Source organism: Rhodococcus sp. YH1 (genome assembly GCF_009939605.1).
GTDB classification, from domain to species: Bacteria; Actinomycetota; Actinomycetes; order Mycobacteriales; family Mycobacteriaceae; genus Rhodococcus; species Rhodococcus aetherivorans.
Map to the genome: position 1 here is coordinate 44,081 of NZ_WVTE01000222.1, position 23,761 is coordinate 67,841.

Annotated in this window: 36 protein-coding genes and 1 pseudogene; 31 read left to right on the plus strand and 6 right to left on the minus strand. The window is 68.6% G+C overall.

Annotated features, from left to right (window positions below; all coding sequences use genetic code 11):
- Nucleotides 1–34: 34 nt before the first annotated feature.
- Nucleotides 35–745, plus strand: a pseudogene (locus AIIKEEIJ_RS34350) (thioesterase domain-containing protein); the annotation flags it as partial.
- 106 nt (nucleotides 746–851) lie between these two features.
- On the plus strand, nucleotides 852–1,916 hold the full coding sequence (locus tag AIIKEEIJ_RS18135) for an alpha/beta hydrolase (protein WP_006947136.1): 1,065 nt from the start codon (nucleotides 852–854) through the stop codon (nucleotides 1,914–1,916).
- A 74-nt stretch (nucleotides 1,917–1,990) separates the two neighbouring features.
- Here AIIKEEIJ_RS18135 and AIIKEEIJ_RS18140 read toward each other — a convergent pair whose 3' ends face one another.
- The 5 genes from AIIKEEIJ_RS18140 to AIIKEEIJ_RS18160 all read right to left on the minus strand — a co-directional run bounded on the left by AIIKEEIJ_RS18140 (nucleotide 1,991) and on the right by AIIKEEIJ_RS18160 (nucleotide 6,625).
- A complete protein-coding gene (locus AIIKEEIJ_RS18140) occupies nucleotides 1,991–2,965 on the minus strand; it encodes a lipase family alpha/beta hydrolase (RefSeq protein WP_006947138.1) in 975 nt (324 codons plus the stop codon).
- A 118-nt stretch (nucleotides 2,966–3,083) separates the two neighbouring features.
- Nucleotides 3,084–3,941, minus strand: a complete 858-nt coding sequence (locus AIIKEEIJ_RS18145; RefSeq protein ID WP_006947142.1) for an ABC transporter permease — start codon at nucleotides 3,939–3,941, stop codon at nucleotides 3,084–3,086.
- A 7-nt stretch (nucleotides 3,942–3,948) separates the two neighbouring features.
- Nucleotides 3,949–4,800 (minus strand): ABC transporter permease, encoded by an 852-nt coding sequence (locus AIIKEEIJ_RS18150; protein WP_006947143.1) that lies wholly within the window; start codon nucleotides 4,798–4,800, stop codon nucleotides 3,949–3,951.
- Nucleotides 4,797–5,798, minus strand: coding sequence for a daunorubicin resistance protein DrrA family ABC transporter ATP-binding protein (locus tag AIIKEEIJ_RS18155; RefSeq protein ID WP_006947144.1), 1,002 nt, complete (start codon nucleotides 5,796–5,798; stop codon nucleotides 4,797–4,799). Before AIIKEEIJ_RS18155 ends, AIIKEEIJ_RS18150 begins: the two co-directional genes overlap by 4 nt.
- 131 nt (nucleotides 5,799–5,929) lie before the next feature.
- On the minus strand, nucleotides 5,930–6,625 hold the full coding sequence (locus AIIKEEIJ_RS18160; RefSeq protein WP_006947145.1) for a GntR family transcriptional regulator: 696 nt from the start codon (nucleotides 6,623–6,625) through the stop codon (nucleotides 5,930–5,932).
- A 142-nt stretch (nucleotides 6,626–6,767) separates the two neighbouring features.
- On the opposite strand from AIIKEEIJ_RS18160, the gene AIIKEEIJ_RS18165 reads away from it, so the two are divergent.
- The 25 genes from AIIKEEIJ_RS18165 (at nucleotide 6,768) to map (ending at nucleotide 21,613) form a co-directional block, all read left to right on the plus strand.
- On the plus strand, nucleotides 6,768–8,432 hold the full coding sequence (locus AIIKEEIJ_RS18165) for an amidase (RefSeq protein WP_338020979.1): 1,665 nt from the start codon (nucleotides 6,768–6,770) through the stop codon (nucleotides 8,430–8,432).
- Nucleotides 8,433–8,866: 434 nt separating this feature from the next.
- On the plus strand, nucleotides 8,867–9,172 hold the full coding sequence (rpsJ, locus tag AIIKEEIJ_RS18170) for a 30S ribosomal protein S10 (protein ID WP_003938093.1): 306 nt from the start codon (nucleotides 8,867–8,869) through the stop codon (nucleotides 9,170–9,172).
- Between the two features lie 45 nt (nucleotides 9,173–9,217).
- Complete coding sequence (rplC, locus tag AIIKEEIJ_RS18175) at nucleotides 9,218–9,871, plus strand: 50S ribosomal protein L3 (protein WP_006947147.1); 654 nt, start codon at nucleotides 9,218–9,220, stop codon at nucleotides 9,869–9,871.
- Complete coding sequence (gene rplD, locus AIIKEEIJ_RS18180) at nucleotides 9,868–10,551, plus strand: 50S ribosomal protein L4 (protein ID WP_006947148.1); 684 nt, start codon at nucleotides 9,868–9,870, stop codon at nucleotides 10,549–10,551. Before rplC ends, rplD begins: the two co-directional genes overlap by 4 nt.
- Entirely contained in the window at nucleotides 10,548–10,853 is a 306-nt protein-coding gene (gene rplW, locus AIIKEEIJ_RS18185) for a 50S ribosomal protein L23 (protein ID WP_003938090.1), read from the plus strand. The genes rplD and rplW overlap by 4 nt, the downstream gene beginning before the upstream one ends.
- A gap of 37 nt (nucleotides 10,854–10,890) precedes the next feature.
- Nucleotides 10,891–11,724 (plus strand): 50S ribosomal protein L2, encoded by an 834-nt coding sequence (gene rplB / locus AIIKEEIJ_RS18190; RefSeq protein WP_003938089.1) that lies wholly within the window; start codon nucleotides 10,891–10,893, stop codon nucleotides 11,722–11,724.
- A 19-nt stretch (nucleotides 11,725–11,743) separates the two neighbouring features.
- Nucleotides 11,744–12,025, plus strand: coding sequence for a 30S ribosomal protein S19 (gene rpsS / locus AIIKEEIJ_RS18195; RefSeq protein WP_003938088.1), 282 nt, complete (start codon nucleotides 11,744–11,746; stop codon nucleotides 12,023–12,025).
- Nucleotides 12,022–12,447 carry a 50S ribosomal protein L22 gene (gene rplV / locus AIIKEEIJ_RS18200; protein ID WP_037201025.1) on the plus strand — a complete coding sequence of 142 codons (426 nt, stop codon included), beginning with the start codon at nucleotides 12,022–12,024 and terminating at the stop codon, nucleotides 12,445–12,447. The genes rpsS and rplV overlap by 4 nt, the downstream gene beginning before the upstream one ends.
- Complete coding sequence (rpsC, locus tag AIIKEEIJ_RS18205; RefSeq protein WP_003938086.1) at nucleotides 12,447–13,244, plus strand: 30S ribosomal protein S3; 798 nt, start codon at nucleotides 12,447–12,449, stop codon at nucleotides 13,242–13,244. The genes rplV and rpsC overlap by 1 nt, the downstream gene beginning before the upstream one ends.
- A gap of 3 nt (nucleotides 13,245–13,247) precedes the next feature.
- Nucleotides 13,248–13,664, plus strand: a complete 417-nt coding sequence (rplP, locus tag AIIKEEIJ_RS18210) for a 50S ribosomal protein L16 (RefSeq protein WP_006947154.1) — start codon at nucleotides 13,248–13,250, stop codon at nucleotides 13,662–13,664.
- Nucleotides 13,664–13,900: a 50S ribosomal protein L29 gene (gene rpmC / locus AIIKEEIJ_RS18215; protein WP_003938084.1), complete on the plus strand. Its 237-nt coding sequence runs from the start codon at nucleotides 13,664–13,666 to the stop codon at nucleotides 13,898–13,900. Before rplP ends, rpmC begins: the two co-directional genes overlap by 1 nt.
- Nucleotides 13,897–14,181 (plus strand): 30S ribosomal protein S17, encoded by a 285-nt coding sequence (gene rpsQ, locus AIIKEEIJ_RS18220; protein ID WP_026137932.1) that lies wholly within the window; start codon nucleotides 13,897–13,899, stop codon nucleotides 14,179–14,181. Before rpmC ends, rpsQ begins: the two co-directional genes overlap by 4 nt.
- A gap of 206 nt (nucleotides 14,182–14,387) precedes the next feature.
- Nucleotides 14,388–14,756 (plus strand): 50S ribosomal protein L14, encoded by a 369-nt coding sequence (gene rplN / locus AIIKEEIJ_RS18225; RefSeq protein ID WP_006947156.1) that lies wholly within the window; start codon nucleotides 14,388–14,390, stop codon nucleotides 14,754–14,756.
- Complete coding sequence (rplX, locus tag AIIKEEIJ_RS18230; RefSeq protein WP_006947157.1) at nucleotides 14,756–15,073, plus strand: 50S ribosomal protein L24; 318 nt, start codon at nucleotides 14,756–14,758, stop codon at nucleotides 15,071–15,073. Before rplN ends, rplX begins: the two co-directional genes overlap by 1 nt.
- Before the next feature lies 1 nt (nucleotide 15,074).
- Complete coding sequence (gene rplE, locus AIIKEEIJ_RS18235; RefSeq protein ID WP_006947158.1) at nucleotides 15,075–15,641, plus strand: 50S ribosomal protein L5; 567 nt, start codon at nucleotides 15,075–15,077, stop codon at nucleotides 15,639–15,641.
- 4 nt (nucleotides 15,642–15,645) lie between these two features.
- On the plus strand, nucleotides 15,646–15,831 hold the full coding sequence (locus AIIKEEIJ_RS18240) for a type Z 30S ribosomal protein S14 (RefSeq protein ID WP_006947159.1): 186 nt from the start codon (nucleotides 15,646–15,648) through the stop codon (nucleotides 15,829–15,831).
- Between the two features lie 178 nt (nucleotides 15,832–16,009).
- Entirely contained in the window at nucleotides 16,010–16,408 is a 399-nt protein-coding gene (rpsH, locus tag AIIKEEIJ_RS18245) for a 30S ribosomal protein S8 (protein WP_017681442.1), read from the plus strand.
- Nucleotides 16,409–16,422: 14 nt separating this feature from the next.
- Nucleotides 16,423–16,962 carry a 50S ribosomal protein L6 gene (rplF, locus tag AIIKEEIJ_RS18250; protein ID WP_006947161.1) on the plus strand — a complete coding sequence of 180 codons (540 nt, stop codon included), beginning with the start codon at nucleotides 16,423–16,425 and terminating at the stop codon, nucleotides 16,960–16,962.
- Between the two features lie 2 nt (nucleotides 16,963–16,964).
- Nucleotides 16,965–17,372 (plus strand): 50S ribosomal protein L18, encoded by a 408-nt coding sequence (gene rplR / locus AIIKEEIJ_RS18255; RefSeq protein ID WP_029544906.1) that lies wholly within the window; start codon nucleotides 16,965–16,967, stop codon nucleotides 17,370–17,372.
- A 31-nt stretch (nucleotides 17,373–17,403) separates the two neighbouring features.
- Nucleotides 17,404–18,054, plus strand: a complete 651-nt coding sequence (gene rpsE / locus AIIKEEIJ_RS18260; RefSeq protein WP_006947163.1) for a 30S ribosomal protein S5 — start codon at nucleotides 17,404–17,406, stop codon at nucleotides 18,052–18,054.
- A complete protein-coding gene (gene rpmD / locus AIIKEEIJ_RS18265) occupies nucleotides 18,054–18,254 on the plus strand; it encodes a 50S ribosomal protein L30 (RefSeq protein WP_006947165.1) in 201 nt (66 codons plus the stop codon). The genes rpsE and rpmD overlap by 1 nt, the downstream gene beginning before the upstream one ends.
- Nucleotides 18,251–18,694 (plus strand): 50S ribosomal protein L15, encoded by a 444-nt coding sequence (gene rplO / locus AIIKEEIJ_RS18270; RefSeq protein WP_006947166.1) that lies wholly within the window; start codon nucleotides 18,251–18,253, stop codon nucleotides 18,692–18,694. Before rpmD ends, rplO begins: the two co-directional genes overlap by 4 nt.
- A gap of 247 nt (nucleotides 18,695–18,941) precedes the next feature.
- Entirely contained in the window at nucleotides 18,942–20,255 is a 1,314-nt protein-coding gene (gene secY / locus AIIKEEIJ_RS18275; RefSeq protein WP_050035530.1) for a preprotein translocase subunit SecY, read from the plus strand.
- On the plus strand, nucleotides 20,252–20,797 hold the full coding sequence (locus AIIKEEIJ_RS18280) for an adenylate kinase (protein WP_006947168.1): 546 nt from the start codon (nucleotides 20,252–20,254) through the stop codon (nucleotides 20,795–20,797). Before secY ends, AIIKEEIJ_RS18280 begins: the two co-directional genes overlap by 4 nt.
- An 18-nt stretch (nucleotides 20,798–20,815) precedes the next feature.
- Entirely contained in the window at nucleotides 20,816–21,613 is a 798-nt protein-coding gene (gene map / locus AIIKEEIJ_RS18285) for a type I methionyl aminopeptidase (protein WP_006947169.1), read from the plus strand.
- Between the two features lie 84 nt (nucleotides 21,614–21,697).
- On the opposite strand, the gene dtd is transcribed toward map, so the two are convergent.
- Nucleotides 21,698–22,135, minus strand: a complete 438-nt coding sequence (gene dtd, locus AIIKEEIJ_RS18290) for a D-aminoacyl-tRNA deacylase (protein ID WP_102800612.1) — start codon at nucleotides 22,133–22,135, stop codon at nucleotides 21,698–21,700.
- Nucleotides 22,136–22,307: 172 nt separating this feature from the next.
- On the opposite strand from dtd, the gene infA reads away from it, so the two are divergent.
- The 4 genes from infA to rpsK all read left to right on the plus strand — a co-directional run bounded on the left by infA (nucleotide 22,308) and on the right by rpsK (nucleotide 23,760).
- Entirely contained in the window at nucleotides 22,308–22,529 is a 222-nt protein-coding gene (infA, locus tag AIIKEEIJ_RS18295) for a translation initiation factor IF-1 (protein WP_003886926.1), read from the plus strand.
- A 91-nt stretch (nucleotides 22,530–22,620) separates the two neighbouring features.
- Nucleotides 22,621–22,734, plus strand: a complete 114-nt coding sequence (rpmJ, locus tag AIIKEEIJ_RS18300; protein WP_003938068.1) for a 50S ribosomal protein L36 — start codon at nucleotides 22,621–22,623, stop codon at nucleotides 22,732–22,734.
- A 244-nt stretch (nucleotides 22,735–22,978) separates the two neighbouring features.
- The gene (gene rpsM, locus AIIKEEIJ_RS18305) at nucleotides 22,979–23,347 is read left to right on the plus strand and encodes a 30S ribosomal protein S13 (RefSeq protein WP_003938067.1); all 369 of its coding nucleotides are present in this window, start codon (nucleotides 22,979–22,981) and stop codon (nucleotides 23,345–23,347) included.
- Nucleotides 23,347–23,760: a 30S ribosomal protein S11 gene (rpsK, locus tag AIIKEEIJ_RS18310; protein WP_003938066.1), complete on the plus strand. Its 414-nt coding sequence runs from the start codon at nucleotides 23,347–23,349 to the stop codon at nucleotides 23,758–23,760. The genes rpsM and rpsK overlap by 1 nt, the downstream gene beginning before the upstream one ends.
- Nucleotide 23,761 lies beyond the last annotated feature (1 nt).

Below are 23,761 nucleotides of genomic sequence, written 5' to 3' on the forward strand. Positions count from 1 at the left end.
CGGCCTGGCCTGGCCCTATGCGCCCCTGGCGGCGCGGCTCGCTCCCGGCCGGCCGGTCTTCGGGCTGCAGACGCCGGCGCTCACGGACCCGGGATTCGTCCCGGCGTCGATCGAGGCGCTCGCGCAGCGATACGCCGACGAGATCGCGCGGGTCCGTCCCGAGGGGCCGTACCGATTGGCCGGCTGGTCGCTCGGTGGGGTGCTCGCCCACGCGGTGGCGGTGGAGTTGCAGGCCCGCGGCGCCCGGGTCGAGCACCTCGCGATGCTCGACTGCATCCCGCGGATCGACACGGACCGCTTCGGCGCCGAGTTCGCCGAGAACCTCCGCAGTCTCGGAGTGGACGCGGATCCGGACGCGCTGCGCGACGGTTTGCCGGCGGAGGCGGCGAACGCTGTGGCCGCCGCGGTGCCCCGGGAGCTGATCGAACTCGACGCGCCGCGGGTGCAGCGCATCTTCGCCGCGGCGGTGCTCTCCCCGGAGCTGATCAACCGGCACGAACCGGGGCTCTTCGCCGGCGACGTCGACTTCTTCAGCGCGCGGGACGAGCACCCGACGGAGGCAGACGCGGCGGTTCTGTGGGTCCCGTACGTGTCCGGGCGGGTCCGGAATCGGTTCGTGCCCGGAGCGCACGGCGCGATGATGGATCCCCCCGCCCTCGACGTGATCGTGCCGGCGTTGGATCGTGACGCGATCGATGTGACGGATGTGAACGGTGAGGTTTCTGACGGCCGGTACGCAAGGTAACGTTCACGCCCGTGCTGTCGATTCAGTACATGCTGCGCCGCAGGGCGCACCCCGGTTCGCCGGGGCTTGGGGACGCCCGCCCGCCGGGCCTGAGGAGGTTGACGGAATGAGTGTTGTCGAGTCGCGGAGCCGCGCTCGGAGGCTGGGAACAGCCGCGATCTCGGCGGCGGTACTCGCGCTGCCGCTGTTCACGGGCGCCTCGTTCGCCTCGGCCGACCCGGTGGCCGACACCCTGCAGCCCATCACGGCCGTCACGTCCGAGAACGGGTCGTACATCACCAGGATCGAGAACTACGGAGAGCAGCAGCTGCTCGTCTGGGTCTACTCGGCGTCCATGGACGAGGAGATCCTGCTGGACGTGTGGCGCCCGGCCGACACCAGCAAGCCCGCGCCGACGCTGTACCTGCTCAACGGTGCCGGCGGCGGCGAGGACATGGCCACCTGGCGGGGTCGCACCGATGCGATCGAGTTCTTCAAGGACAAGCACGTCAACGTCGTCTCGCCCGTCGGCGGCATGTTCAGCTACTACACCGACTGGAAGAACCCCGATCCCAAGCTCGGCGTGAACAAGTGGGAGACCTTCCTGACCAAGGAGATCCCGCCGCTGGTCGACGGTGCGCTCGGCACCACCGGCGTCAACGCGATCGCGGGCATCTCCACCTCGGGCACCTCGGTGTTCCAGCTGCCTCTCGCCGCGCCGGGACTGTACCGGGGTGTCGCCGCCTACAGCGGCTGCGCGCAGACCTCCGATCCGATCGGCCAGCAGTTCGTCAAGACCACGGTCGAGACGTGGGGCAGCGGCGACACCGAGAACATGTGGGGACCGACGAACGACCCGACGTGGGCGGAGAAAGATCCCTACGTCAACGCCGAGAAGCTGCGCGGGCTCGAGATGTACATCTCCAACGGCAGCGGTCTGCCCGGTCCGTACGACACGCTGACCGGACCGGAGATCGACGGGGACGCCGGTGTCCTGGCGAACCAGATCGTCGTCGGTGGCGTCATCGAGGCCGCCACCAACTACTGCACCCACAACCTGAAGAACCGGCTCGATACGCTCGGCATCCCCGCCACCTACAACTTCCGCGAGACCGGAACCCACTCGTGGGGCTACTGGCAGGACGACCTGAAGGACTCGTGGCCCGTGCTGCAGCGGGCCCTCGGGGTCTGACACCCGGCGCGGTGAGCATGCGAACGGCCCCTCCCGCCGGGAGGGGCCGTTCGCATGCCGGGGATCTACGGGTGTCAGCCGGCGGGCGGCGCGGTGCAGGGCGCGGGCACGGTCTCGGCGTAGTGCGGATCGAGAGCCGACTTCACCAGGTGCAGCGACTCCGGAAGTTCCAGGAGGGCGAGGTGATCGGCCGGGCTGGTCGGGCACACGTCCTCGACCCACACGTTGTGCACTGCGCTGTCCGCGCCCGGTTGCAGGAACGCATTCTCCGGGGGCGTGGCCACCGTGTCCTGACGGGTGGCGATCGACGTGTAGTCGATCCCCGGCAGGGTCTCGGTTCCGGAGTTGAGCCGGGCCAGCACGCGCGATCCGATCAGCTGCTGACGACCGGCGATACCGAACACCATCTGCGCGACGCGCTCGGTGGCCCATTCCTGGTTGCCCAGCCCCAGGCGGGCGAACAGGGAATACAGCTGCTGCATCCCGTTGAAGGTGGTGCCGTGGTTGGTCGCCCCCAGCATCACCAGCTTGTCGACCTCGTTGCGGGCCGGGTCCGCCGGGTCCGCGCCGCCCTCGAACCGCAGGTACTGACGGGAGACCGGTCCACCCTGCGAGTGGCCCACGAGATCGACCCGATCGGCCCCGGTGTGAGCGCGCACCGCATCGACGAACTCGCCGAGCTGCTTTGCGGATTCCTCGATGCTCCCGACGCCCCAGATCATGAGGCCGGGGTCGACGAGCGAGCGGATGCCCCCGTAGTTCAGGGCGTAGACGCAGTAGCCGAGGTCGGCGAGCTGCGGGGCCGCCACGGCCCACGAGCTGGTCATGTCCATTCTCGTTCCGTGCACGAGAACCACCGGCCGGGGATGTTCGGGGGAGGGCACGCAGTCGAGGTTGTTCGCCCCCGCGGGGCTCGGCCCCATCGATTCGAGCAGCACCGGCAACGAGGCGGCGTCGGTGGTGTCCGCGGCGGCCGTGGGCAGCGCCGGCCCGGCGGCGGTCAGGGCGGCGGCCATCACCGCGACGGTGATCCGGCGGGCATACTTCATCGGCTTTCCTCCGAGGGGCCGCACTGCGGTGACAGTGCCGTGGCTGCAGCAGCCGTTGTGCGGCCGCGGGTCGGCGGACAGGATAACAGCCGGGGACGGCCGTTCGGGGTCGCCGAGGTCAGCCCTCCTCGGCTGCGCGCCGGTAGCCCCGGATCGCCGGAATCGTGAAGACCGCGATCATGAGGGCCGACCACATCAGCGTCTTGATCAGCGGTTCCGCGAGCGGACCGCCCATCGCCAGGGCCTTCATCGTGTCGATCGCACACGACATGGGCTGGTTCTCCACGACCGGCTGCAGCCACCTCGGATAGGCCATGACCGGCACGAACCCGGAGTTGAAGAACATCAGCAGGGTGCACGCGATCGACACCAGTTCCACGAGGGGCAGCTTGCTCGACATGGTGGCCAGGACCGTCACCATCAGGGCGAACCCGATGCCGAAGAGAACGGGGATGACGAGGATCGCGAGTCCGGCGGCGAGACCCTGGGTGAAGCGGAAGCCCAGGCCGACGCCGGCCGCCAGGATGATGAGGGTCGTGGCGAGCACACGGACGGCCTCGGCGAGCATGCGGCCCAGCAGCCCGGCCGCCCGGTGGATCGGCAGGGTGTAGAAGCGGCCGAGCAGGCCGCTCTGCCGCTCCGTGCGCAGGCCGACGGCGCTGACCACCGACCCGAACATGGCACCGACCAGGATGATCATGGGGACCGTGCCGTAGATCGCGGGCTGTCCGGTGGCGGCGGTGACCGTGTTGCCCAGGACGACCCGGAACATGAGCAGGGTGAGCGCCGGGTAGACCAGCGCCTGGATCATCGTTGCGGGATCGCGCGCCCAGCGCAGCAGCAGCCGCTGGCACTGGATGCGGCTGTGCTCCCACAGGGCGCCCCACGATCGCTCCGGACGAGCGTGCTCGGGCGGCGGGAAGGTGAAGGCGGCGCCGTTGGCGTCGACGGGACGGATGTCGGGAGGTCCGTTCATCTGCCGCTCACCCCCGCCTCGTGCTGGCCCACACGGCGAGCGGGGCGAACACCAGCGCGAGACCCGTGCACCAGGCCACGGTGGGGAACAGGACCGACCACGTGACGCCGCCCTCGGCCATGTCCTGCATGGCGAACGAGAACTGCGAGATCGGCTGGTTGCGCACGAACGGCCGGATCCACTCGGGGAAGCCCTCCTCCGGGACGAACCCGCACGAGAGCATGCCGAGAATCAGCTGCGGCAGCGTCAGGGCCTGCGCGGTGGCCTCGGGGCTCTTCGACAGCGTGCCGATCGCGTCGGCGCCCAGCGACAGGACGAGGCTGATGGCCAGGGCGGTGACGCAGAACAGGACCGCCTGTGCGAATCCCGCCGAGAACCGGAAGCCGATGGCGTAGCCGAACAGGAGCGCCCCCGCCAGGGACACGACGGACCGCAGCATCGCGCTCGACATCCGCGAGATCAGCGGGACCGCGCTGAACACGGGCATGGTCTGCAACCGCGTCGTCAGTCCCGTCATCGCCTCACCCGAGGACAGCTGCGCCGCGGAGATGGCCGTGAACGCCATCGCCTGCAGGACGATGATCGGCATCAGGTACTGCGCGTAGTCGATGCCCTGCAACGACATCACGAACTTCAGCGGCAGGTAGAAGCCCAGGCCGAACACCACCGGGGTGATCGCCGCGACGACGAGTTCGCCGTACCGCGCCATGGTGCGGACCGTGCGCATCGTGAGCGCGCTCCACTGGTTGAGCACCGTCGGGTCGGCCCGGCGGTGCGAGCCCACCCGCTTCTCCGGCAGCGAGATGTTCGCGTCGTGCCGCACCCGCTGGGCGCTGATGCTCTTCGTGTGGACGGTCACGCGGGCTCTCCCGTCGTCGCGGACGTCGTGTCGGCGCCGGCCGAGTGCCCGGTCAGGCTGAGGAACACATCGTCGAGGGAGGGCCGGCGCAGGCCGATGTCGGCCAGCTCGATCCGGGTGGGGGCGAGCCGGCGCAGCGCCTCGGCGAGCGTCGCCGGGCCGTGCGGCGCCGGAATCGAGACGCGGTCGTTGCTGCCCGCGGTGGCCAGCTCGGCGCGCACGTCGGGCGGGACGAGGTTGCCGAGGGCGTGCACCACCCACGGCAGCGCGTTCGGGTCGACCGGGACGATTTCGCAGTAGCTGCCTCCGGTGGAGGCCTTGAGCTCGTTGGCCGTCCCCTCCGCCACCACGGTGCCCCGGTCGATGACGATGATGTTGTCGCTGAGCAGGTCGGCCTCCTCGAGGTACTGCGTCGTCAGCAGCACCGTGATGCCCTGCTTCTTGAGCGCACCCACCAGGGACCAGACGCCCTGCCGGCTGCGCGGATCGAGGCCGGTGGTCGGCTCGTCGAGGAAGACGACCTCGGGGCGCACGACGAGCCCGCATGCGATGTCGACGCGCCGGCGCATGCCGCCGGAGTAGTGCCGCACCGCCCGCTTACCGGCGTCGACCAGATCGAATTCGCGGAGCAGCTCGTCGGCGCGCTGGCGCGCGGCCGCGCGGTCGAGGCCCATCAGACGGCCGAACAGGATCAGGTTCTCCCGGCCCGACAGCGTCTCGTCGAGGGCGGCGTACTGGCCGGTCATCATGATCGAGCGGCGCACGGCGGCGGGGTCGCCGACCACGTCGTGCCCGGCGATCACCGCGCGCCCGCCGGTCGGGCGCAGCAGCGTGGACAGGATCTTCACCGTCGTCGTCTTGCCGGCGCCGTTGGGCCCGAGAATGCCGAGGACCGAGCCTCGTGGGGCGGAGAACGTGATGCCCTTGAGGGCATGGACGTCCCCGAACGACTTGTGCAGGTCGTCGACGAGGACCGCTTCGTCGTGGTATCTCAGCATCACTCTCCGCCGTGGAACTCTCGGTCGGCCGCTTGCGGACCCGTCGACGAGTAGATCCCGCCGTCACGCCGCGATGTTACCGGCCGGTGCCTGCGGCCCCGGTCTTCCGCGAGCGCCGGGCCGTGCGTCCGTCAGCTCCAGACGCCGATCTCGTCGAGGTGCCGGACCAGCCGGCCGGCCCCGTCGGTGAAGTGCCGGCGGGTCTCCCGGCCTGCGGAATCGCCGTCGCCGCGGCGCAGGGCGTCCACGAGGCGCTTGTGCGACGCCACCGCCGCGGCACCCCAGTCGGGGTCGGACGAGTAGAAGTGCACCGGCGTGTAGCGCGTGGCGTTGAGCAGGAACCAGGACAGCTTGCGCGCGCCGGTCGCGCGGTTGAGTGTGCGGTGGAAGGCGAACTCGAGGTCCTCGATCCGCGCCCCGTCCCCGCTGCGCACCGCTTCGGCCAGGCGTTCGTTGAGGTCGGCCAGCTCGGCCACGGTGTCCGGGGTGATCACCGCGGCCGCCCGTCGCGCCAGCTCCTCCGCGATCTGCCCCTGCAGCCAGAACAGGTCGTCGATGTCGCCCCGGCTCAACGGGGCCACGACATAGCCGCGGTGCGGGACGAGCTCCACGAGTCCCTCGCCGCGCAGTGTGAGCAAGGCCTCACGCACCGGGGTGACGCTCACGCCGAGCTCGGCCGCGGTCTCGTCCAGCCGGATGAAGTCGCCGGGCCGGACCCCACCCGACATGATGAGATTGCGGACGTGCACCGCCACGTCGTCGGACAGCTGGGGCCTGCGGCGCAGCGGCCGGGACCCGGGCGACCGGGACTGGGCAGAGGATGTCATTCGGCGCTCCTTCAGTCCCGCGTTCCGGGGCGCGGGTCGCTTCCGTTCGACGGATTATTCCGCACCGGTCGTGCGCCGTGGGGGAGGGGCGCGGGATGCGCGTGCGCTGCGGCCTCCGCTACCCGCCGTTATGGTCGGACCGGTGAGTTTCGAAACGTCACGACGTCGTTTTCTCGGAACCATGGCCGGTGGCCTCGTCGGGCTCGGCCTGATGCACCCTGCGCGCGCGGGCGCCCGGCCGGCGGCCCGGCTGCCCGATCCGGGGACCGTCCCGGTCATCGATCCGGCCCTGCTGAGCGCGGTCGAAGCGGCGAGCCTGCTGCGGTCCGGGCAGTTGCACCCGCGCGAACTCCTCGATGCCTGCCTGCGCCGTAGCCGGGACCACGACGGCGGCGTCGGCGCATGGATCCACCTCTATCCAGACCTCGCCTATGCCGCCGCCGACGCGGCGGCGACCCGGCTCAGCGCCGCCCGGGCGTCGGGCGAGCCCGTCTCGCCCGTGTGCGGGCTGCCGATCGCGCTCAAGGACCTCTTCGCGGTGGGCGGGCTCCCGCTCACCGCGTCGAGCAACGTGCTGCGGGACAACGTGGCCGCCGGGGATTCGGGGGTGTGGCGCCGGCTGCAGGAGGCCGGGGCGGTCCTGCTCGGTCACGTGCACACCGACGAGTTCGCGATCGGCGTGGTCACCCCGCAGGTGGCCAACCCGTGGAACCCGCAGTACTCCCCGGGCGGCTCGTCGGGCGGCAGCGCCGCCGCGGTGGCGGCCCGGTTCGTCCCCCTGTCGGTCGGCAGCGACACCGGCGGCTCGCTGCGGCTGCCGGCCAGCTCGTGCGGCGTCTCGGCGATCAAGCCCACGTACGGGCGGATCACCTCGCACGGGATGATCCCGCTCACCTGGACCCGGGACCACCCCGGCCCCATCGGGCACAGTCTCGCGGACGCCTCGCTGCTGCTGGGTGTCCTCGCCGGCGCGGAGGCGGACGATCCGGTGACGGCCGCCGGTCCGGGCGTGCCCGAGGGCGGCTATCCGCTGGTGCCGCCCGCCGGGACCGCGCCGCTCGCGGGCGTCCGTATCGGCGTGCCGCACGGGGCGACCGACCGGCTTGCCCCGGAGCTGCGGCGCCTGTTCGACGAGTTCCTCGCGACGGCGCGTGCGCTGGGCGCCGAAACCGTACCGGTGTCGATGCCGCACCCACCGGATTCGCTCCTGGCCGGCGACACGGCGGAGATGGGGGCCTACCCCCGGCAGTTCGTGGACCGGCTCGGCGACTATCGCATCGATCTCGCACCGCTCGTGAGCGCGGCGGTGGCGTCGCTCGCGCTGCCGGTGGCCGACTACTTCGGGCTCGAGCGCGACCGGCTGCGCTACCAGCACCAGTACAACGCCATGTTCCGGGACCACGATCTCGACGTGATCGCGTTGCCGGGCGCGCTCGACGACGGCTGTCCCCGCGACGCGTTCGCGGGCCTGAGCGTGCTGTCCGGGGTGGCCGGCGACGTCCAGTGGGCCAATTACACCGGCGCCCCTGCCGTTTCGTTCCCGGTCGGCCGCTCGGCGGTGACCGGGCTGCCGTTCGGTGTCCAGCTGGGCGCGCTGCCCTGGCAGGAGGCCGCGTTGATCTCGGTGGGGCTGGCCCTGCAGGAGGCGTTGCCGGTGTGGCGCGACGTGCCGCCCGTGGCGCCGGCGCCGCGCGAGCTGCCGGTGGCCACGCCGGCGGCGCCGGGACCGGGTCCCGATCCGACCAACACGCTCGGGGCGGCGGCGCCCGTGCGGACGCCCGCGACGTTGTCGACCGGAGGGTGGTGACGGCCGCGCGGCCGGGGCGAAGTTGAGAATGCCGACCGGGTCCTGCATACTGGTCGGGTTGCCTTGACCGGGTCACGGTTTTCCGCGGCTCGGAACGAGATCGAGTGACAGTCGCGGATCGAGCCTGACGGCCTGGTCGCGGCCACATGCAAGACGGAAGCAGTACCTCCCTGTACCCGTACGGGTGCATCCGGCAGGTCGATCCGTGGTGTCGAGCGTTGGTTCGACGCCGCGGAGCGAGCAGTAGGGCGACACGCCCGACCGCGTGTGCCGGAGAACAATGACAGATGAACAGCGGCATGCGGATCGGGTGCGCCCGGTCACGAAGTGTGAAGAGTGCTGTTCGCCGTCGCCGTTCGGGTGGAACTGTGCAGACGAGGTGGTTCCCGACTCGTTCGGGTACTACGAAACGCGGCAAGAAAAGGACACTAAGCGTGGCGGGACAAAAGATCCGCATCAGGCTCAAGGCCTATGACCATGAGGCGATCGACGCATCTGCGCGCAAGATCGTCGAGACGGTGACCCGCACGGGCGCCCGCGTGGTCGGCCCGGTGCCGTTGCCCACCGAAAAGAACGTGTACTGCGTCATCCGCTCGCCGCACAAGTACAAGGACTCGCGCGAGCACTTCGAGATGCGGACTCACAAGCGGCTGATCGACATCCTCGACCCGACGCCCAAGACCGTCGACGCGCTCATGCGCATCGACCTCCCGGCGAGCGTCGACGTCAACATTCAGTGACTTTCGAGACCAGCGAGCTTGTAGAAGACGCAGCGGAGACAACACATGACTAACCAGATCAAGGGAATCCTGGGCACCAAGCTCGGCATGACCCAGGTCTTCGACGAGAACAACCGGGTCGTTCCGGTCACCGTCGTCAAGGCCGGACCGAACGTGGTCACCCAGATCCGCACCGAGGAGCGCGACGGCTACAGCGCCGTGCAGCTCGCCTACGGTGCGATCGACCCGCGCAAGGTCACCAAGCCGGTCGCCGGCCAGTTCGCCAAGGCGGGTGTCACCCCTCGCCGCCACATCGTCGAGCTTCGCGTCGACGACACCGAGGGCTTCGAGATCGGCCAGGAACTGACCGCCGAGGTCTTCGAGGACGGCGCATTCGTCGATGTCACCGGCACCTCCAAGGGCAAGGGCTTCGCCGGCACCATGAAGCGCCACGGCTTCGCCGGCCAGGGCGCCTCGCACGGTGCGCAGGCTGTGCACCGTCGTCCGGGCTCCATCGGTGGCTGCGCCACCCCGGGCCGCGTGTTCAAGGGAACCCGCATGTCCGGGCGCATGGGTAGCGACCGCATCACGACGCAGAACCTCTCGGTCCACAAGGTGGACGCCGAGAACGGCCTGCTGCTGATCAAGGGTGCGATCCCGGGCCGCAAGGGCGGCGTCGTGATCGTCAAGACCGCAGTGAAGGGTGGTGCACGGGCATGACCAGCACCGAGACCGCAACCAAGCTGACGCTCGACGTCAAGGCCCCCGGCGGCCAGACCAACGGCACCGTCGATCTCCCCGCCGAGATCTTCGACGCCCCCGCGAACATCGCGCTGCTCCACCAGGTGGTTGTCGCGCAGCTCGCCGCGGCTCGCCAGGGCACGCACGCCACCAAGACCCGCGGCGAGGTCCGCGGCGGTGGCCGGAAGCCGTACCGCCAGAAGGGCACCGGCCGCGCTCGCCAGGGTTCGACCCGCGCGCCGCAGTTCGCCGGCGGTGGCACCGTGCACGGCCCGCAGCCGCGCGACTACAGCCAGCGCACCCCCAAGAAGATGAAGGCCGCCGCCCTCCGCGGTGCCCTCTCCGACCGGGCCCGCAACGAGCGCATCCACGTGATCACCGAGCTCGTGGCCGGACAGACGCCGTCGACCAAGGGCGCGCGCACCTTCCTCGCGGAGCTGACCGATCGCAGGAACCTGCTCCTCGTCGTCGGCCGTGAGGATCTCGCGGCGTGGAAGAGCGTGCAGAACCTGCAGAACGTGCACGCGATCGCTCCGGACCAGCTGAACACCTACGACGTGCTCTACAGCGACGACGTCGTGTTCAGCGTCGAGGCGCTCGACACGTTCATCCACGGGCCGGCCGAGTCCGCCCAGGCAGAGAAGGAGGAGAGCAAGTGAGCACGATCGCGGATCCGCGCGACATCCTGCTGGCTCCGGTCATCTCCGAGAAGTCCTACGGGCTGATGGAGGAAGGCACCTACACCTTCCTGGTGCACCCGGACTCGAACAAGACGCAGATCAAGATTGCCGTCGAGAAGGTCTTCGGCGTCAAGGTGACCAGCGTCAACACCGCCAACCGTCAGGGCAAGCGCAAGCGGACCCGGTTCGGTTACGGCAAGCGCAAGGACACCAAGCGCGCGCTCGTGACCCTGTCGGCCGACAGCAAGCCCATCGAGATCTTCGGAGGGCCGGTCGCGTAGGCGGCCGGGTCTCGAGAGATAGAGGACGAGAAGACTCATGGCAATTCGTAAGTACAAGCCGACAACCCCGGGTCGGCGCGGCGCGAGTGTCTCGGACTTCGCCGAGATCACCCGCTCGACGCCCGAGAAGTCGCTGGTTCGCCCGCTGCACGGCCGCGGTGGTCGCAACGCGCACGGCCGCATCACCACCCGTCACAAGGGTGGCGGACACAAGCGTGCCTACCGCCTGATCGACTTCCGCCGCAACGACAAGGACGGCATCCCGGCCAAGGTCGCTCACATCGAGTACGACCCCAACCGCACCGCCCGCATCGCGCTGCTGCACTACGTGGACGGCGAGAAGCGCTACATCATCGCCCCCAAGGGCCTGGTGCAGGGCGCCCCGGTCGAGTCCGGCCCGCAGGCCGACATCAAGCCCGGCAACAACCTGCCGCTGCGCAACATCCCGACCGGTACCACCATCCACGCGGTGGAACTGCGTCCGGGCGGCGGCGCCAAGATGGCCCGCTCCGCCGGCGCCAGCATCCAGCTGCTCGGTAAGGAAGGCACCTACGCCACCCTGCGTATGCCCTCCGGTGAGATCCGTCGCGTCGACGTGCGCTGCCGCGCCACCGTCGGCGAGGTCGGCAACGCCGAGCAGTCGAACATCAACTGGGGCAAGGCCGGCCGCATGCGCTGGAAGGGCAAGCGCCCGACCGTCCGTGGTGTGGTCATGAACCCGGTCGACCACCCGCACGGCGGTGGTGAGGGCAAGACCTCGGGTGGTCGCCACCCGGTCAGCCCCTGGGGCAAGCCCGAGGGCCGCACCCGCAAGAACAAGGCGTCCGACAAGCTCATCGTCCGTCGTCGCCGTACCGGCAAGAAGCGCTAGTCAAGGAGGGAGTTAGAGAATGCCACGCAGCCTCAAGAAGGGCCCGTTCGTCGACGACCACCTCCTGGCGAAGGTCGATACGCAGAACGAAAAGGGCACCAAGCAGGTCATCAAGACCTGGTCGCGCCGTTCCACCATTCTGCCCGACTTCATCGGTCACACGTTCGCCGTCCACGACGGTCGCAAGCACGTGCCGGTGTTCGTCTCGGAGTCGATGGTCGGCCACAAGCTCGGCGAGTTCGCGCCGACCCGTACGTTCAAGGGCCACATCAAGGACGACCGGAAGAGCAAGCGCCGATGAGCAACGCGAAGAGCTCGGCACAGCTGAGCACCGAAACACCCGCAAACAGCGCTCGGGCTGTTGCGCGCCACGTGCGCGTGACCCCGATGAAGGCGCGCCGCGTCGTCGACATCGTCCGGGGCAAGTCCGTGGACGAGGCTCTGTCGATCCTGAAGTTCGCACCGCAGGCCGCGGCCGAGCCGGTCGCCAAGGTGATCGCGAGCGCTGCCGCGAACGCGCAGAACAACCTCGACCTCGACCCGAGCACGCTTGTCGTCGCGACGGCGTACGTCGACGAGGGCGCGACCCTCAAGCGGTTCCAGCCGCGCGCCCAGGGCCGTGCATTCCGCATCCGCAAGCGGACGAGCCACATCACCGTGATCGTCGAGAGCAAGGCGCCTGCGTCTGCTGGAAACCGTAACCGCCGGAAGGGAGCTCAGTAGTGGGCCAGAAGATCAACCCGCACGGCTTCCGTCTGGGCATCACCACCGACTGGAAGTCGCGCTGGTACGCCGACAAGCAGTACGCGGAGTACGTGAAGGAAGACGTCGCGATCCGCAAGTTCCTGGCCACCGGCCTCGAGCGTGCCGGCATCGCCAAGGTCGAGATCGAGCGCACCCGCGACCGTGTGCGTGTGGACATCCACACCGCGCGTCCGGGCATCGTCATCGGCCGCCGCGGCGCCGAGGCCGATCGCATCCGCGCCGAGCTCGAGAAGCTGACCGGCAAGCAGGTTCAGCTGAACATCCTCGAGGTCAAGAACGCCGAGTCCGAGGCTCAGCTGGTGGCGCAGGGCGTCGCCGAGCAGCTCTCGAACCGCGTCGCGTTCCGTCGCGCCATGCGCAAGGCCATCCAGTCGGCCATGCGCCAGCCCAACGTCAAGGGCATCCGGGTGCAGTGCTCGGGCCGCCTCGGCGGCGCCGAGATGTCCCGCTCGGAGTTCTACCGCGAGGGCCGGGTCCCGCTGCACACGCTGCGCGCGGACATCGACTACGGCCTGTACGAGGCGAAGACCACCTTCGGCCGCATCGGCGTGAAGGTCTGGATCTACAAGGGCGACATCGTCGGTGGCCGTCGTGAGCTGGCCGCTGCGGCCGCCGCCCCGGCCGACCGCCCCCGTCGCGAGCGTCCGAGCCGTCCCCGTCGCTCCGGTGCCTCGGGCACCACCGCGACGAGCACCGACGCCGGCCGCGCCGCCTCCGCCGATGCACCCGCTCCGACCGAGAATCAGGAGGGCTGACGCATGTTGATCCCACGGCGGGTCAAGCACCGCAAGCAGCACCACCCGAGCCGCTCGGGTGCCGCCAAGGGTGGGACCCAGGTGACCTTCGGTGACTACGGCATCCAGGCTCTCGAGCCGGCCTACATCACCAACCGGCAGATCGAGTCCGCTCGTATCGCCATGACCCGGCACATCAAGCGTGGCGGCAAGATCTGGATCAACATCTTCCCGGATCGCCCCCTCACCAAGAAGCCGGCCGAGACCCGCATGGGTTCCGGTAAGGGCTCGCCCGAGTGGTGGGTCGCGAACGTCAAGCCCGGACGGGTGATGTTCGAGATGAGCTACCCGAACGAGGAGATTGCCCGCGAGGCCCTTCGGCGCGCGATGCACAAGCTCCCGTGCAAGTGCAGGATCGTGACGAGGGAGGAGCAGTTCTGATGGCTACCGGAACCCCCGCCACAGAGCTCCGCGAGCTGACCGAGGAAGAGCTGGTCACCAAGCTCCGCGAAGCGAAGGAAGAGCTGTTCAACCTTCGTTTCCAGATGGCCACCGGCCAGCTGGACAACAACCGCCGGCTGCGCGTCGTGCGCAACGAGATCGCTCGCATCTACACGGTGCTGCGTGAGCGCGAGCTCGGCCTGGCCTCCGGCCCGGATGCGGGTGACGCGGCATGAGTGAGGAAAAGGCAGTGACCCAGAAGGAAGAGCGCGCCAGCCGCAAGGTCCGCATCGGCTACGTCGTCTCCGACAAGATGGAGAAGACGATCGTGGTCGAGCTCGAGGACCGGGTGAAGCACCCGCTGTACGGCAAGATCATCCGCCGTACCACCAAGGTGAAGGCGCACGACGAGAACGGCGTGGCCGGCATCGGCGACCGCGTGCAGCTGATGGAGACCCGTCCGCTGTCCGCGACCAAGCGGTGGCGTCTGGTCGAGGTGCTCGAGAAGGCCAAGTAAGGCCTCCTCCACCCCCCGCCGCGGGGGTGACGAAGGGACCCAGTACGATGGTGGGGTTGTCTCGAGCGGCCTGCTTCAGGCAGCGCCGGGACAGCCCCACCTTCGTGGGTACGGACCGTGCACGTCGGGTCGGAAATCCGCCGTGCAGACAGAAAAGGGTGCGCGCACCCGGATCTGTCGAATTCAGCCAGGTCAAGGAGAAGTAAGTGATCCAGCAGGAGTCGCGACTGCGCGTCGCCGACAACACGGGTGCCAAGGAGATTCTCTGCATCCGCGTTCTCGGTGGCTCGTCCCGTCGCTACGCCGGTATCGGTGACATCATCGTCGCCACCGTGAAGGACGCGATCCCCGGTGGCAACGTCAAGCGTGGTGACGTCGTCAAGGCTGTCGTCGTGCGCACCTCCAAGGAGCGCCGCCGGCCGGACGGCTCGTACATCAAGTTCGACGAGAACGCCGCCGTCATCATCAAGGGTGACAACGACCCGCGCGGCACCCGCATCTTCGGCCCCGTCGGCCGTGAGCTGCGCGACAAGCGGTTCATGAAGATCGTCTCGCTCGCTCCGGAGGTGCTGTGATGAAGGTGCACAAGGGCGACACCGTGCTCGTCATCTCGGGCAAGGACAAGGGTGCCAAGGGCAAGGTCATCGCGGCCTACCCGAAGGAGAACCGGGTCCTCGTCGAGGGCGTGAACCGGATCAAGAAGCACACGGCGGTCTCGGCCAACGAGCGCGGCGCCTCCTCCGGGGGCATCGTGACGCAGGAGGCCCCGATCCACGTTTCCAACGTCGCTGTCATCGACTCGGACGGCAACCCCACCCGGGTGGGCTACCGGACCGACGAGGAAACCGGCAAGCGCGTTCGGATTTCCCGGAAGAACGGGAAGGACATCTGACATGACCACCACCGAGAACAAGACCGCACCGCGTCTGAAGACCCGGTACCGCGAGGAGATCCGCGACGCGCTTAACGCGGAGTTCGACTACGCGAACGTCATGCAGATCCCCGGCGTCGTGAAGGTCGTCGTCAACATGGGTGTCGGTGACGCCGCCCGCGACGCGAAGCTGATCAACGGCGCCGTCGCCGACCTGGCCCTGATCACCGGCCAGAAGCCGGAGATCCGCAAGGCCCGCAAGTCGATCGCGCAGTTCAAGCTCCGTGAGGGCATGCCGATCGGTGCGCGCGTCACGCTGCGCGGCGACCGCATGTGGGAGTTCCTGGACCGCCTGGTCTCCATCGCGCTGCCCCGTATCCGGGACTTCCGTGGCCTCAACGGCAACCAGTTCGACGGCAACGGCAACTACACGTTCGGCCTGAACGAGCAGTCGATGTTCCACGAGATCGACGTGGACAAGATCGATCGCCCGCGCGGCATGGACATCACCGTCGTCACGACCGCCACCAACAACGAAGAAGGCCGTGCCCTGCTGAAGCACCTCGGCTTCCCGTTCAAGGAGAACTGAGCCCATGGCTAAGAAGGCACTGGTCAACAAGGCCAACAAGAAGCCGAAGTTCGCGGTGCGCGCCTACACCCGCTGCCAGCGTTGCGGGCGCCCCCACGCGGTGTTCCGCAAGTTCGGTCTCTGCCGCGTCTGCCTCCGTGAGATGGCACACCGCGGTGAGCTTCCCGGAGTTCACAAGAGCTCCTGGTGACGTGAACGGTGGGTGACCGCAGGGTCACCCACCGTCACTACTGTCAGGGGCCGGTCGCATCCGCGTCCGGTCCGCATGAAACCAAGTTCGTCGTAGGCCCACGGCCGGCGCACCGGTGATTCGTCACCACTGCCGGTGTTGCATGGGAACCGCAACGAGAAAGGTGAACAGGTCAGCCATGACCATGACCGACCCCATCGCAGACTTCTTGACGCGTCTGCGCAACGCCAACACGGCGTACCACGACGAGGTGAAGCTTCCCCACTCGAAGATCAAGGCGAACATCGCCGAGATCCTCAAGCGTGAGGGCTACATCGCCGACTTCCGCACCGAGGATGCCGAGGTGGGCAAGACCCTCGTCGTCGACCTCAAGTACGGCCCTTCCCGTGAGCGCAGCCTCGCCGGTGTGCGCCGCGTGTCGAAGCCCGGCCTGCGCGTGTACGCGAAATCCACCAACCTGCCCAAGGTCCTGGGCGGCCTCGGCGTGGCGATCATCTCCACGTCCTCCGGCCTGCTCACCGATCGCCAGGCGGCCAAGCAGGGAGTGGGCGGGGAAGTCCTCGCCTACGTCTGGTAAGGGAGGCCACCACAATGTCGCGTATTGGAAAGCTTCCGGTCACCGTCCCCTCGGGTGTCGAGGTGACCATCGACGGCCAGGACGTCGCAGTGAAGGGCCCCAAGGGCAACCTCTCGCTGACCATCGCCGAGCCGATCACCATCGCCAAGGGTGAGGACGGCGCGCTCAACGTGAGCCGTCCGAACGACGAGCGCCGCAGCCGTGCGCTGCACGGCCTGTCGCGCACCCTCGTGCAGAACCTCATCGACGGTGTCACCCAGGGGTACACCACGAAGATGGAGATCCACGGCGTCGGTTACCGCGTCGCGCTCAAGGGCAAGGACCTCGAGTTCTCGCTCGGCTACAGCCACCCGGTCCCGATCGAGGCCCCCGAGGGCATCACGTTCGCGGTCGAGTCGCCGACGAAGTTCTCGATCTCGGGCATCGACAAGCAGAAGGTCGGCCAGATCGCGGCCAACATCCGCCGGCTGCGCAAGTCCGACCCGTACAAGGGCAAGGGCATCCGCTACGAGGGCGAGCAGGTGCGCCGCAAGGTCGGAAAGACGGGTAAGTGATCATGAGCCAGACCGAGAACCAGAAGGCCAAGCGGATTCCGCTCGGCAAGGACGCGTCCACCCGGCGTCGGCTGTCGAAGCAGCGTCGGCACTTCCGTCTGCGCAAGAAGGTCGCCGGCACCGCCGAGCGTCCCCGTCTCGTCGTGAACCGGTCCTCGCGCCACATCCACGCCCAGCTGGTGGATGACCTGACGGGCACCACCCTGGCGGCGGCCTCGACCGTCGAGCCGGACGTGCGTGCGGTCGAGGGCGACAAGAAGGCGCGCGGCGCCAAGGTCGGTCAGCTGCTCGCCGAGCGTGCCAAGGCTGCCGGCGTGGAGGCCGTGGTCTTCGACCGCGGCGGCCACACCTACAGCGGCCGGATCGCGGCCCTCGCAGACGCGGCTCGCGAAAGCGGGTTGAAGTTCTGATGACCATCTCTTCGAACGGAAGGAACGCCTGATGCCGGGACGTCAGCGGCGTGACGGCGGCAACGGCCCCGCCGGACAGAATGGCCCCAACACCGGGGACCAGCGTGGTGGTCGCGACCGCCGCGATCGTGACTCGCGTGGCGGCGGTGCCGCCGAGAAGTCGAACTACATCGAGCGTGTCGTCTCGATCAACCGTGTGTCGAAGGTCGTCAAGGGCGGCCGTCGCTTCAGCTTCACCGCGCTGGTGATCGTGGGCGACGGCAACGGCCTGGTCGGCGTCGGCTACGGCAAGGCCAAGGAAGTTCCCGCGGCCATCCAGAAGGGTGTCGAGGAAGCGCGCAAGGGCTTCTTCCGCGTCCCGCTCATCGGCTCCACCGTCACCCACCCGGTGCAGGGTGAGGCCGCGGCGGGTGTCGTCATGCTGCGTCCGGCCTCGCCGGGTACCGGTGTGATCGCCGGTGGCGCGGTGCGTGCCGTGCTCGAATGCGCGGGCATCCACGACATCCTGTCGAAGTCGCTCGGTAGCGACAACGCCATCAACGTCGTGCACGCCACCGTGGCCGCCCTCAAGCAGCTGCAGCGCCCCGAGGAAGTCGCGGCTCGCCGCGGTCTGCCCCTCGAGGACGTCGCACCTGCGGGCATGCTGCGCGCCCGGGCACAGGCTGCTGGGAGCGTGAAGTAATGGCAGAGCTGAAGATCACGCAGGTCAAGAGCACCATCGGCGCCAAGTCGAACCAGCGCGACAGCCTGCGCACCCTCGGTCTGCGGAAGATCCGCCAGTCCGTGGTCCGCGAGGACAACGCGCAGAACCGCGGCTTGATCAACGTGGTGCGTCACCTCGTCGTTGTCGAGGAAGTCACTGCTGAGGAGGCCTCCAAGTGACCATCAAGCTGCACCACCTGCGCCCGGCCCCGGGCGCGAAGACGGACAAGACCCGCGTCGGCCGCGGTGAGGGTTCGAAGGGCAAGACCGCCGGTCGCGGTACGAAGGGCACCAAGGCGCGCAAGAACGTCTCGGCGGCCTTCGAGGGTGGCCAGATGCCGCTGCACATGCGGCTGCCGAAGCTCAAGGGCTTCAAGAACGCCTTCCGCACCGAATACCAGGTCGTCAATGTCGGCGACATCGCCCGCCTGTTCCCCGAGGGTGGCCAGGTCGGCGTCGACGAGCTCGTCGCCAAGGGCGCGGTTCGCAAGAACCAGCTCGTGAAGGTCCTCGGCGAGGGCGAGCTCACGGTTGCCGTGCAGGTGACCGCGAACAAGTTCTCCGGTTCCGCCAAGGAGAAGATCGCCGCTGCCGGCGGCACCGCGACCGAACTGGCCTGACCGGTTCGCTCGTGCGTGACGCACAGCTCGAGAACGGCCGCACTGCAGCACGTCCCGCAGTGCGGCCGTTCGGCGTTCGCACCCCACCGCATGCCGCGCGGCGGAGCACATCCGCCGCGCGTGCGAGCCGCCCCGACCCGGCGCCACGGCACCGGTCCGGGGCGCGCTGCTAGAGTTCAAGAGTTGTCGACCGTCGGACCCCGCGCGTCGATCCACAGTCTCCCGTTTCGCCCTGCCAGGAGGATCTTTGCTTTCCGCCTTCGTCTCGGCCCTCAGGACCCCGGACCTGAGGCGGAAGATCCTCGTCGCGCTCGGGTTGGTGGCCCTGTACCGCCTCGGCGCGACGTTGCCGTCTCCGGGCGTCGACTACGGCAATGTGCGCGCCTGCATCGATCAGCTCAGCGGCGGCGACTCCGCCGGGATCTACTCGCTGATCAATCTGTTCTCCGGTGGCGCGCTGCTACAGCTGTCGGTGTTCGCGATCGGCATCATGCCGTTCATCACCGCGAGCATCATCGTCCAGCTGCTGACGGTGGTCATTCCACGATTCGAGGAACTCCGCAAGGAGGGCCAGGCCGGCCAGGCCAAGATGACGCAGTACACGCGGTACCTCGCGGTGGCGCTCGCCGTGCTGCAGTCCACCGGCATCGTCGCCCTCGCTGCCCGTGGTCAGCTGCTGCAGGGCTGTACCGAACCGATCCTGGCCGACGACAGCATCTTCGGCATGGTCGTGATCGTGCTGGTCATGACGGCCGGTGCGGCACTCGTCATGTGGTTCGGTGAGCTCATCACCGAGCGCGGCGTCGGCAACGGCATGTCGATCCTGATCTTCGCCGGCATCGCCTCGCGGCTGCCGGCCGAGGGCCGCACCATCCTCGAGTCCCGCGGTGGCCTGGTCTTCGCCATCGTCCTCGTCGTCGCGCTGGTGGTCATCACCGGCGTGGTGTTCGTCGAGCAGGGCCAGCGCCGGATCCCGGTGCAGTACGCCAAGCGCATGGTGGGCCGGCGCATGTACGGCGGTTCCTCGACCTACCTGCCCCTGAAGGTCAACCAGGCCGGCATCATCCCGGTGATCTTCGCGTCGTCGTTGCTGTACCTGCCGAACCTCATCGCCCAGCTGACCGGAGCCACCTCGGCCACCGACCCGAGCTGGTGGCAGCGGATCATCAACGAATACCTGGTGAATCCGAACAACCCCGTTTACATCGCGATCTACTTCTCGCTGATCGTCTTCTTCGTCTTCTTCTACGTCGCCATCACCTTCAACCCGGAGGAACGGGCCGACGAGATGAAGAAGTACGGCGGATTCATCCCCGGCATCCGGCCGGGACGCCCCACTGCCGAGTACCTCAGCTACGTCCTCAACCGCATCACGGTTCCAGGTTCGCTGTACCTGGGTCTCATCGCGACGCTGCCCAACTTCTTCCTCTCGGGCAGCCAGACCGCCACCAGCATCTTCGGCGGCGCCGCGGTGCTCATTCTCGTCAGTGTCGCGCTGGACACTGTCAAGCAGATCGAAAGTCAACTCATGCAGCGCAACTACGAAGGGTTCCTCAAGTGAGACTTGTACTCCTCGGTCCGCCCGGTGCCGGCAAGGGCACGCAGGCCGCCATCCTGTCGGAGAAGCTCGGCGTCCCCGCAATCTCCACCGGGGATCTGTTCCGGGCCAACATCGGGCAGGGCACCCCGCTCGGCCTCGAAGCCAAGAAGTACATCGACGCCGGGGAGCTCGTGCCCGCCGAGATCACCAACAACATGGTGCGCGCCCGCCTCGCCGAGCCCGACGCCGCCAACGGCTTCCTGCTCGACGGCTTCCCCCGCAGCGTGGAGCAGGCCCGCGAACTCGAGGCCATCCTGAAGGATCTCGACACCCAACTCGACGGGGTCCTGTCCTTCGACATCGACGAGGACGTGGTGGTGGAGCGGATGCTCGCCCGCGGCCGCGCCGACGACACCGAGGACGTCATCCGCAACCGGCTCCGGGTCTACCGCGAGGAGACCGCGCCGCTGCTCGACTACTACGCCGATTCGCTCGTCACGGTCGACGCCGTCGGCGAGGTCGACGAGATCAACGCGCGCGCCCTCGCGGCCCTCGGCAAGTAAGGACGCAGGAGCAAGAAGATGGGTTTCGGGCGCAAGCGCAAGGTGGTTCCGTTCCGCACCGCCGGCGAACTCGATGCGATGGCGGCGGCGGGTGCCGTCGTCGGCGCCGCTCTCGTGGCGGTACGGAAGGCGGCGAAGCCGGGCGTGAGCACCCTGGAACTGGACCAGGTGGCGGAGGCGGTCATCCGCGACGCGGGGGCCGTCCCCTCCTTCCTGGGCTACCACGGGTTCACCGGCTCGATCTGTTCGTCGGTGAACGACCGCGTGGTGCACGGCATCCCCTCGGCGACGGAGATCCTCGCCGAGGGCGATCTCGTGTCGATCGACTGCGGCGCGATTCTCGACGGCTGGCACGGCGACTCGGCGTGGACCTTCGGAGTCGGTGAGCTCTCCGCCGCCGACGCCGACCTCAGCGATGCGACGCGGCTGTCGATGGAGGCGGGGATTGCGGCGATGCTGCCGGACAACCGGCTCACCGACGTCTCGCACGCCATCGAGCTGGGTACCCGCGCCGCGGAGTCGGCGCACGGCCGGAGCTACGGCATCGTCGACGGCTACGGCGGCCACGCCATCGGCCGCGAGATGCATATGGACCCGTTCCTGCCGAACGAGGGCGCGCCCGGCAAGGGCCCCCGTCTCGTGGTGGGATCGGTGCTCGCCATCGAGCCGATGCTGACCCTCGGCACCTACGAGACCGAGGTGCTCGGCGACAAGTGGACCGTCGTCACGACCGACGGCAGCCGCGCCGCGCACTGGGAGCACACCGTCGCGGTGACCGAGGACGGTCCGCGCATCCTGACCCCGCGCCCGGAGTAGCGGCGGTGGCGACGAGCGAATGTATCGCTCGCTGCCGTGAAGGAGCTGAACGATACATTCGCTCGGGCCGCGGGCGCCGCCGGTTCACGCCTCGAGCAGGAGGGTGACCGGGCCGTCGTTCACCAGGCTCACCTCCATGTGCTCCCCGAAGACGCCGGTCTGCACGTCGGCGCCCAGGCCGCGCAGCGCCGTCGTGAACTCGTCCACCAGGGGTTCGGCCACCGCGCGTGGCGCGGCCGCCGACCACGACGGACGGCGGCTCCTGCGGGTGTCGGCCATGAGCGTGAACTGGCTGACGACGAGGATCGGTGCGGCCAGATCGGACGCGGACTTCTCGTCCTCGAGGATCCGCAACGTCCACACCTTCCGGGCGAGCGTGGCGGCCTTCGCCGCGTCGTCGTCGTGGGTCACGCCGACGAGCACGAGCAGCCCGTGACCGCCGACCCGGGGCGAGATGCGGGCGACCTCGCGCCCGTCGACCGCGACCGCGGCACCCGTCACCCGCTGAACCAACGCCCGCACGGCTGTCCTCCTCGCATCTCGGCATTTGGCCCCGGTGGGAAAGTTCCCGTAACATAGATCGATGGTGCGCCCTGCGCGCCGGCCCGCGGTTGTCCGCAGGCCGGTCACGTCGAGCGTCACGGTAACGGAAACCGATGCAACCACACGCCGAACAACACGGATCGCGGAGGATATGGCCAAGAAAGACGGAGCCATCGAGGTCGAGGGTCGCGTGATCGAGCCGCTGCCCAATGCGATGTTTCGCATTGAGCTCGAGAACGGTCACAAGGTCCTGGCTCACATCAGCGGCAAGATGCGTCAGCACTACATTCGCATCCTGCCCGAGGACCGGGTTGTCGTGGAGCTCTCGCCCTACGACCTGTCGCGTGGGCGCATCGTCTACCGCTACAAGTAAGAGCTTCCCCGGCCGCACGGTCGGGGAGAACCATGTCTGCGGCATGCCTCGTGCTCTGCCGCAGGCGTACACACAGGAGATCAGACGCACCGTGAAGGTTCAGCCGAGCGTCAAGAAGATCTGCGAGAAGTGCAAGGTGATCCGCCGTAACGGCCGGGTCATGGTGATCTGCGAGAACCTGCGCCACAAGCAGCGCCAGGGCTAGACCACCCGCTCTTCGAAAGATCGGCTTGGCAACAAGCTAGAGAAGACCTTCCAGCACCAGTCGTTCGGTCACGATTCCCGATTCGTCGGGGAGCCGCGCGATACACCCCCGGTTCGGAGGCCGGGGCCCCACTGTGTTTCGGACTACCGGCGTTCCGGCTTCGGCCGGGCCGCGGGACCACACAGTTTCACGACGCAGGGGACGGGCTGGGAGCAGACCTCCGCACACCGAATAGGAATGCCACATGGCACGTCTCGCAGGTGTCGATCTTCCCCGCGAAAAGCGGATGGAGATCGCACTGACCTACATCTACGGCATCGGCCGTACCCGCTCGAAGGAGATCCTCGAGGCCACCGGCGTGAGCCCGGATCTGCGCAGCAAGGACCTCTCCGACGAGGATCTCGCCAAGCTGCGCGAGTTCATCGAGGAGACCTACAAGGTCGAGGGTGACCTCCGCCGCGAGGTCCAGGCGGACATCCGTCGCAAGATCGAGATCGGCTGCTACCAGGGCCTGCGACACCGTCGTGGTCTGCCCGTGCGTGGACAGCGCACCAAGACCAACGCCCGCACCCGCAAGGGTCCGAAGCGCACCGTCGCAGGAAAGAAGAAGTAATGCCTCCCAAGTCACGCAGCACCGGTCCGAAGAAGACCCAGAAGGCGCGCCGCAGGGACAAGAAGAACGTCCCGCACGGTGCCGCTCACATCAAGAGCACCTTCAACAACACGATCGTGTCCATCACGGACCCGAACGGCAACGTCATCTCCTGGGCGTCCTCCGGCCACGTCGGCTTCAAGGGTTCGCGCAAGTCGACCCCGTTCGCCGCGCAGCTCGCCGCCGAGAACGCTGCCCGCAAGGCGCAGGAGCACGGTGTCAAGAAGGTCGACGTCTTCGTGAAGGGCCCGGGCTCGGGCCGCGAGACGGCGATCCGCTCCCTCCAGGCCGCGGGCCTCGAGGTCGGCACCATCTCCGACGTCACCCCCCAGCCGCACAACGGCTGCCGTCCGCCCAAGCGGCGTCGCGTCTAAC

What these genes read in the sequence shown, in the direction of transcription:
- rpmD (WP_006947165.1), top strand. Translation starts at nt 18,054, where the DNA reads ATGGCAGAGCTGAAGATCACGCAGGTCAAGAGCACCATCGGCGCCAAG.
- rplR (WP_029544906.1), top strand. Translation starts at nt 16,965, where the DNA reads ATGAGCCAGACCGAGAACCAGAAGGCCAAGCGGATTCCGCTCGGCAAG.
- AIIKEEIJ_RS18140 (WP_006947138.1), bottom strand. Translation starts at nt 2,965, where the DNA reads ATGAAGTATGCCCGCCGGATCACCGTCGCGGTGATGGCCGCCGCCCTG.
- rpsM (WP_003938067.1), top strand. Translation starts at nt 22,979, where the DNA reads ATGGCACGTCTCGCAGGTGTCGATCTTCCCCGCGAAAAGCGGATGGAG.
- rplB (WP_003938089.1), top strand. Translation starts at nt 10,891, where the DNA reads ATGGCAATTCGTAAGTACAAGCCGACAACCCCGGGTCGGCGCGGCGCG.
- rpsS (WP_003938088.1), top strand. Translation starts at nt 11,744, where the DNA reads ATGCCACGCAGCCTCAAGAAGGGCCCGTTCGTCGACGACCACCTCCTG.
- AIIKEEIJ_RS18155 (WP_006947144.1), bottom strand. Translation starts at nt 5,798, where the DNA reads ATGCTGAGATACCACGACGAAGCGGTCCTCGTCGACGACCTGCACAAG.
- rplV (WP_037201025.1), top strand. Translation starts at nt 12,022, where the DNA reads ATGAGCAACGCGAAGAGCTCGGCACAGCTGAGCACCGAAACACCCGCA.
- rplP (WP_006947154.1), top strand. Translation starts at nt 13,248, where the DNA reads ATGTTGATCCCACGGCGGGTCAAGCACCGCAAGCAGCACCACCCGAGC.
- AIIKEEIJ_RS18240 (WP_006947159.1), top strand. Translation starts at nt 15,646, where the DNA reads ATGGCTAAGAAGGCACTGGTCAACAAGGCCAACAAGAAGCCGAAGTTC.
- AIIKEEIJ_RS18160 (WP_006947145.1), bottom strand. Translation starts at nt 6,625, where the DNA reads ATGACATCCTCTGCCCAGTCCCGGTCGCCCGGGTCCCGGCCGCTGCGC.
- AIIKEEIJ_RS18145 (WP_006947142.1), bottom strand. Translation starts at nt 3,941, where the DNA reads ATGAACGGACCTCCCGACATCCGTCCCGTCGACGCCAACGGCGCCGCC.
- rpsK (WP_003938066.1), top strand. Translation starts at nt 23,347, where the DNA reads ATGCCTCCCAAGTCACGCAGCACCGGTCCGAAGAAGACCCAGAAGGCG.
- rpmC (WP_003938084.1), top strand. Translation starts at nt 13,664, where the DNA reads ATGGCTACCGGAACCCCCGCCACAGAGCTCCGCGAGCTGACCGAGGAA.
- rplF (WP_006947161.1), top strand. Translation starts at nt 16,423, where the DNA reads ATGTCGCGTATTGGAAAGCTTCCGGTCACCGTCCCCTCGGGTGTCGAG.
- rplD (WP_006947148.1), top strand. Translation starts at nt 9,868, where the DNA reads ATGACCAGCACCGAGACCGCAACCAAGCTGACGCTCGACGTCAAGGCC.
- infA (WP_003886926.1), top strand. Translation starts at nt 22,308, where the DNA reads ATGGCCAAGAAAGACGGAGCCATCGAGGTCGAGGGTCGCGTGATCGAG.
- AIIKEEIJ_RS18135 (WP_006947136.1), top strand. Translation starts at nt 852, where the DNA reads ATGAGTGTTGTCGAGTCGCGGAGCCGCGCTCGGAGGCTGGGAACAGCC.
- rpsH (WP_017681442.1), top strand. Translation starts at nt 16,010, where the DNA reads ATGACCATGACCGACCCCATCGCAGACTTCTTGACGCGTCTGCGCAAC.
- rpsQ (WP_026137932.1), top strand. Translation starts at nt 13,897, where the DNA reads ATGAGTGAGGAAAAGGCAGTGACCCAGAAGGAAGAGCGCGCCAGCCGC.
- rplX (WP_006947157.1), top strand. Translation starts at nt 14,756, where the DNA reads ATGAAGGTGCACAAGGGCGACACCGTGCTCGTCATCTCGGGCAAGGAC.
- rpsE (WP_006947163.1), top strand. Translation starts at nt 17,404, where the DNA reads ATGCCGGGACGTCAGCGGCGTGACGGCGGCAACGGCCCCGCCGGACAG.
- rplC (WP_006947147.1), top strand. Translation starts at nt 9,218, where the DNA reads ATGACTAACCAGATCAAGGGAATCCTGGGCACCAAGCTCGGCATGACC.
- rplE (WP_006947158.1), top strand. Translation starts at nt 15,075, where the DNA reads ATGACCACCACCGAGAACAAGACCGCACCGCGTCTGAAGACCCGGTAC.
- map (WP_006947169.1), top strand. Translation starts at nt 20,816, where the DNA reads ATGGGTTTCGGGCGCAAGCGCAAGGTGGTTCCGTTCCGCACCGCCGGC.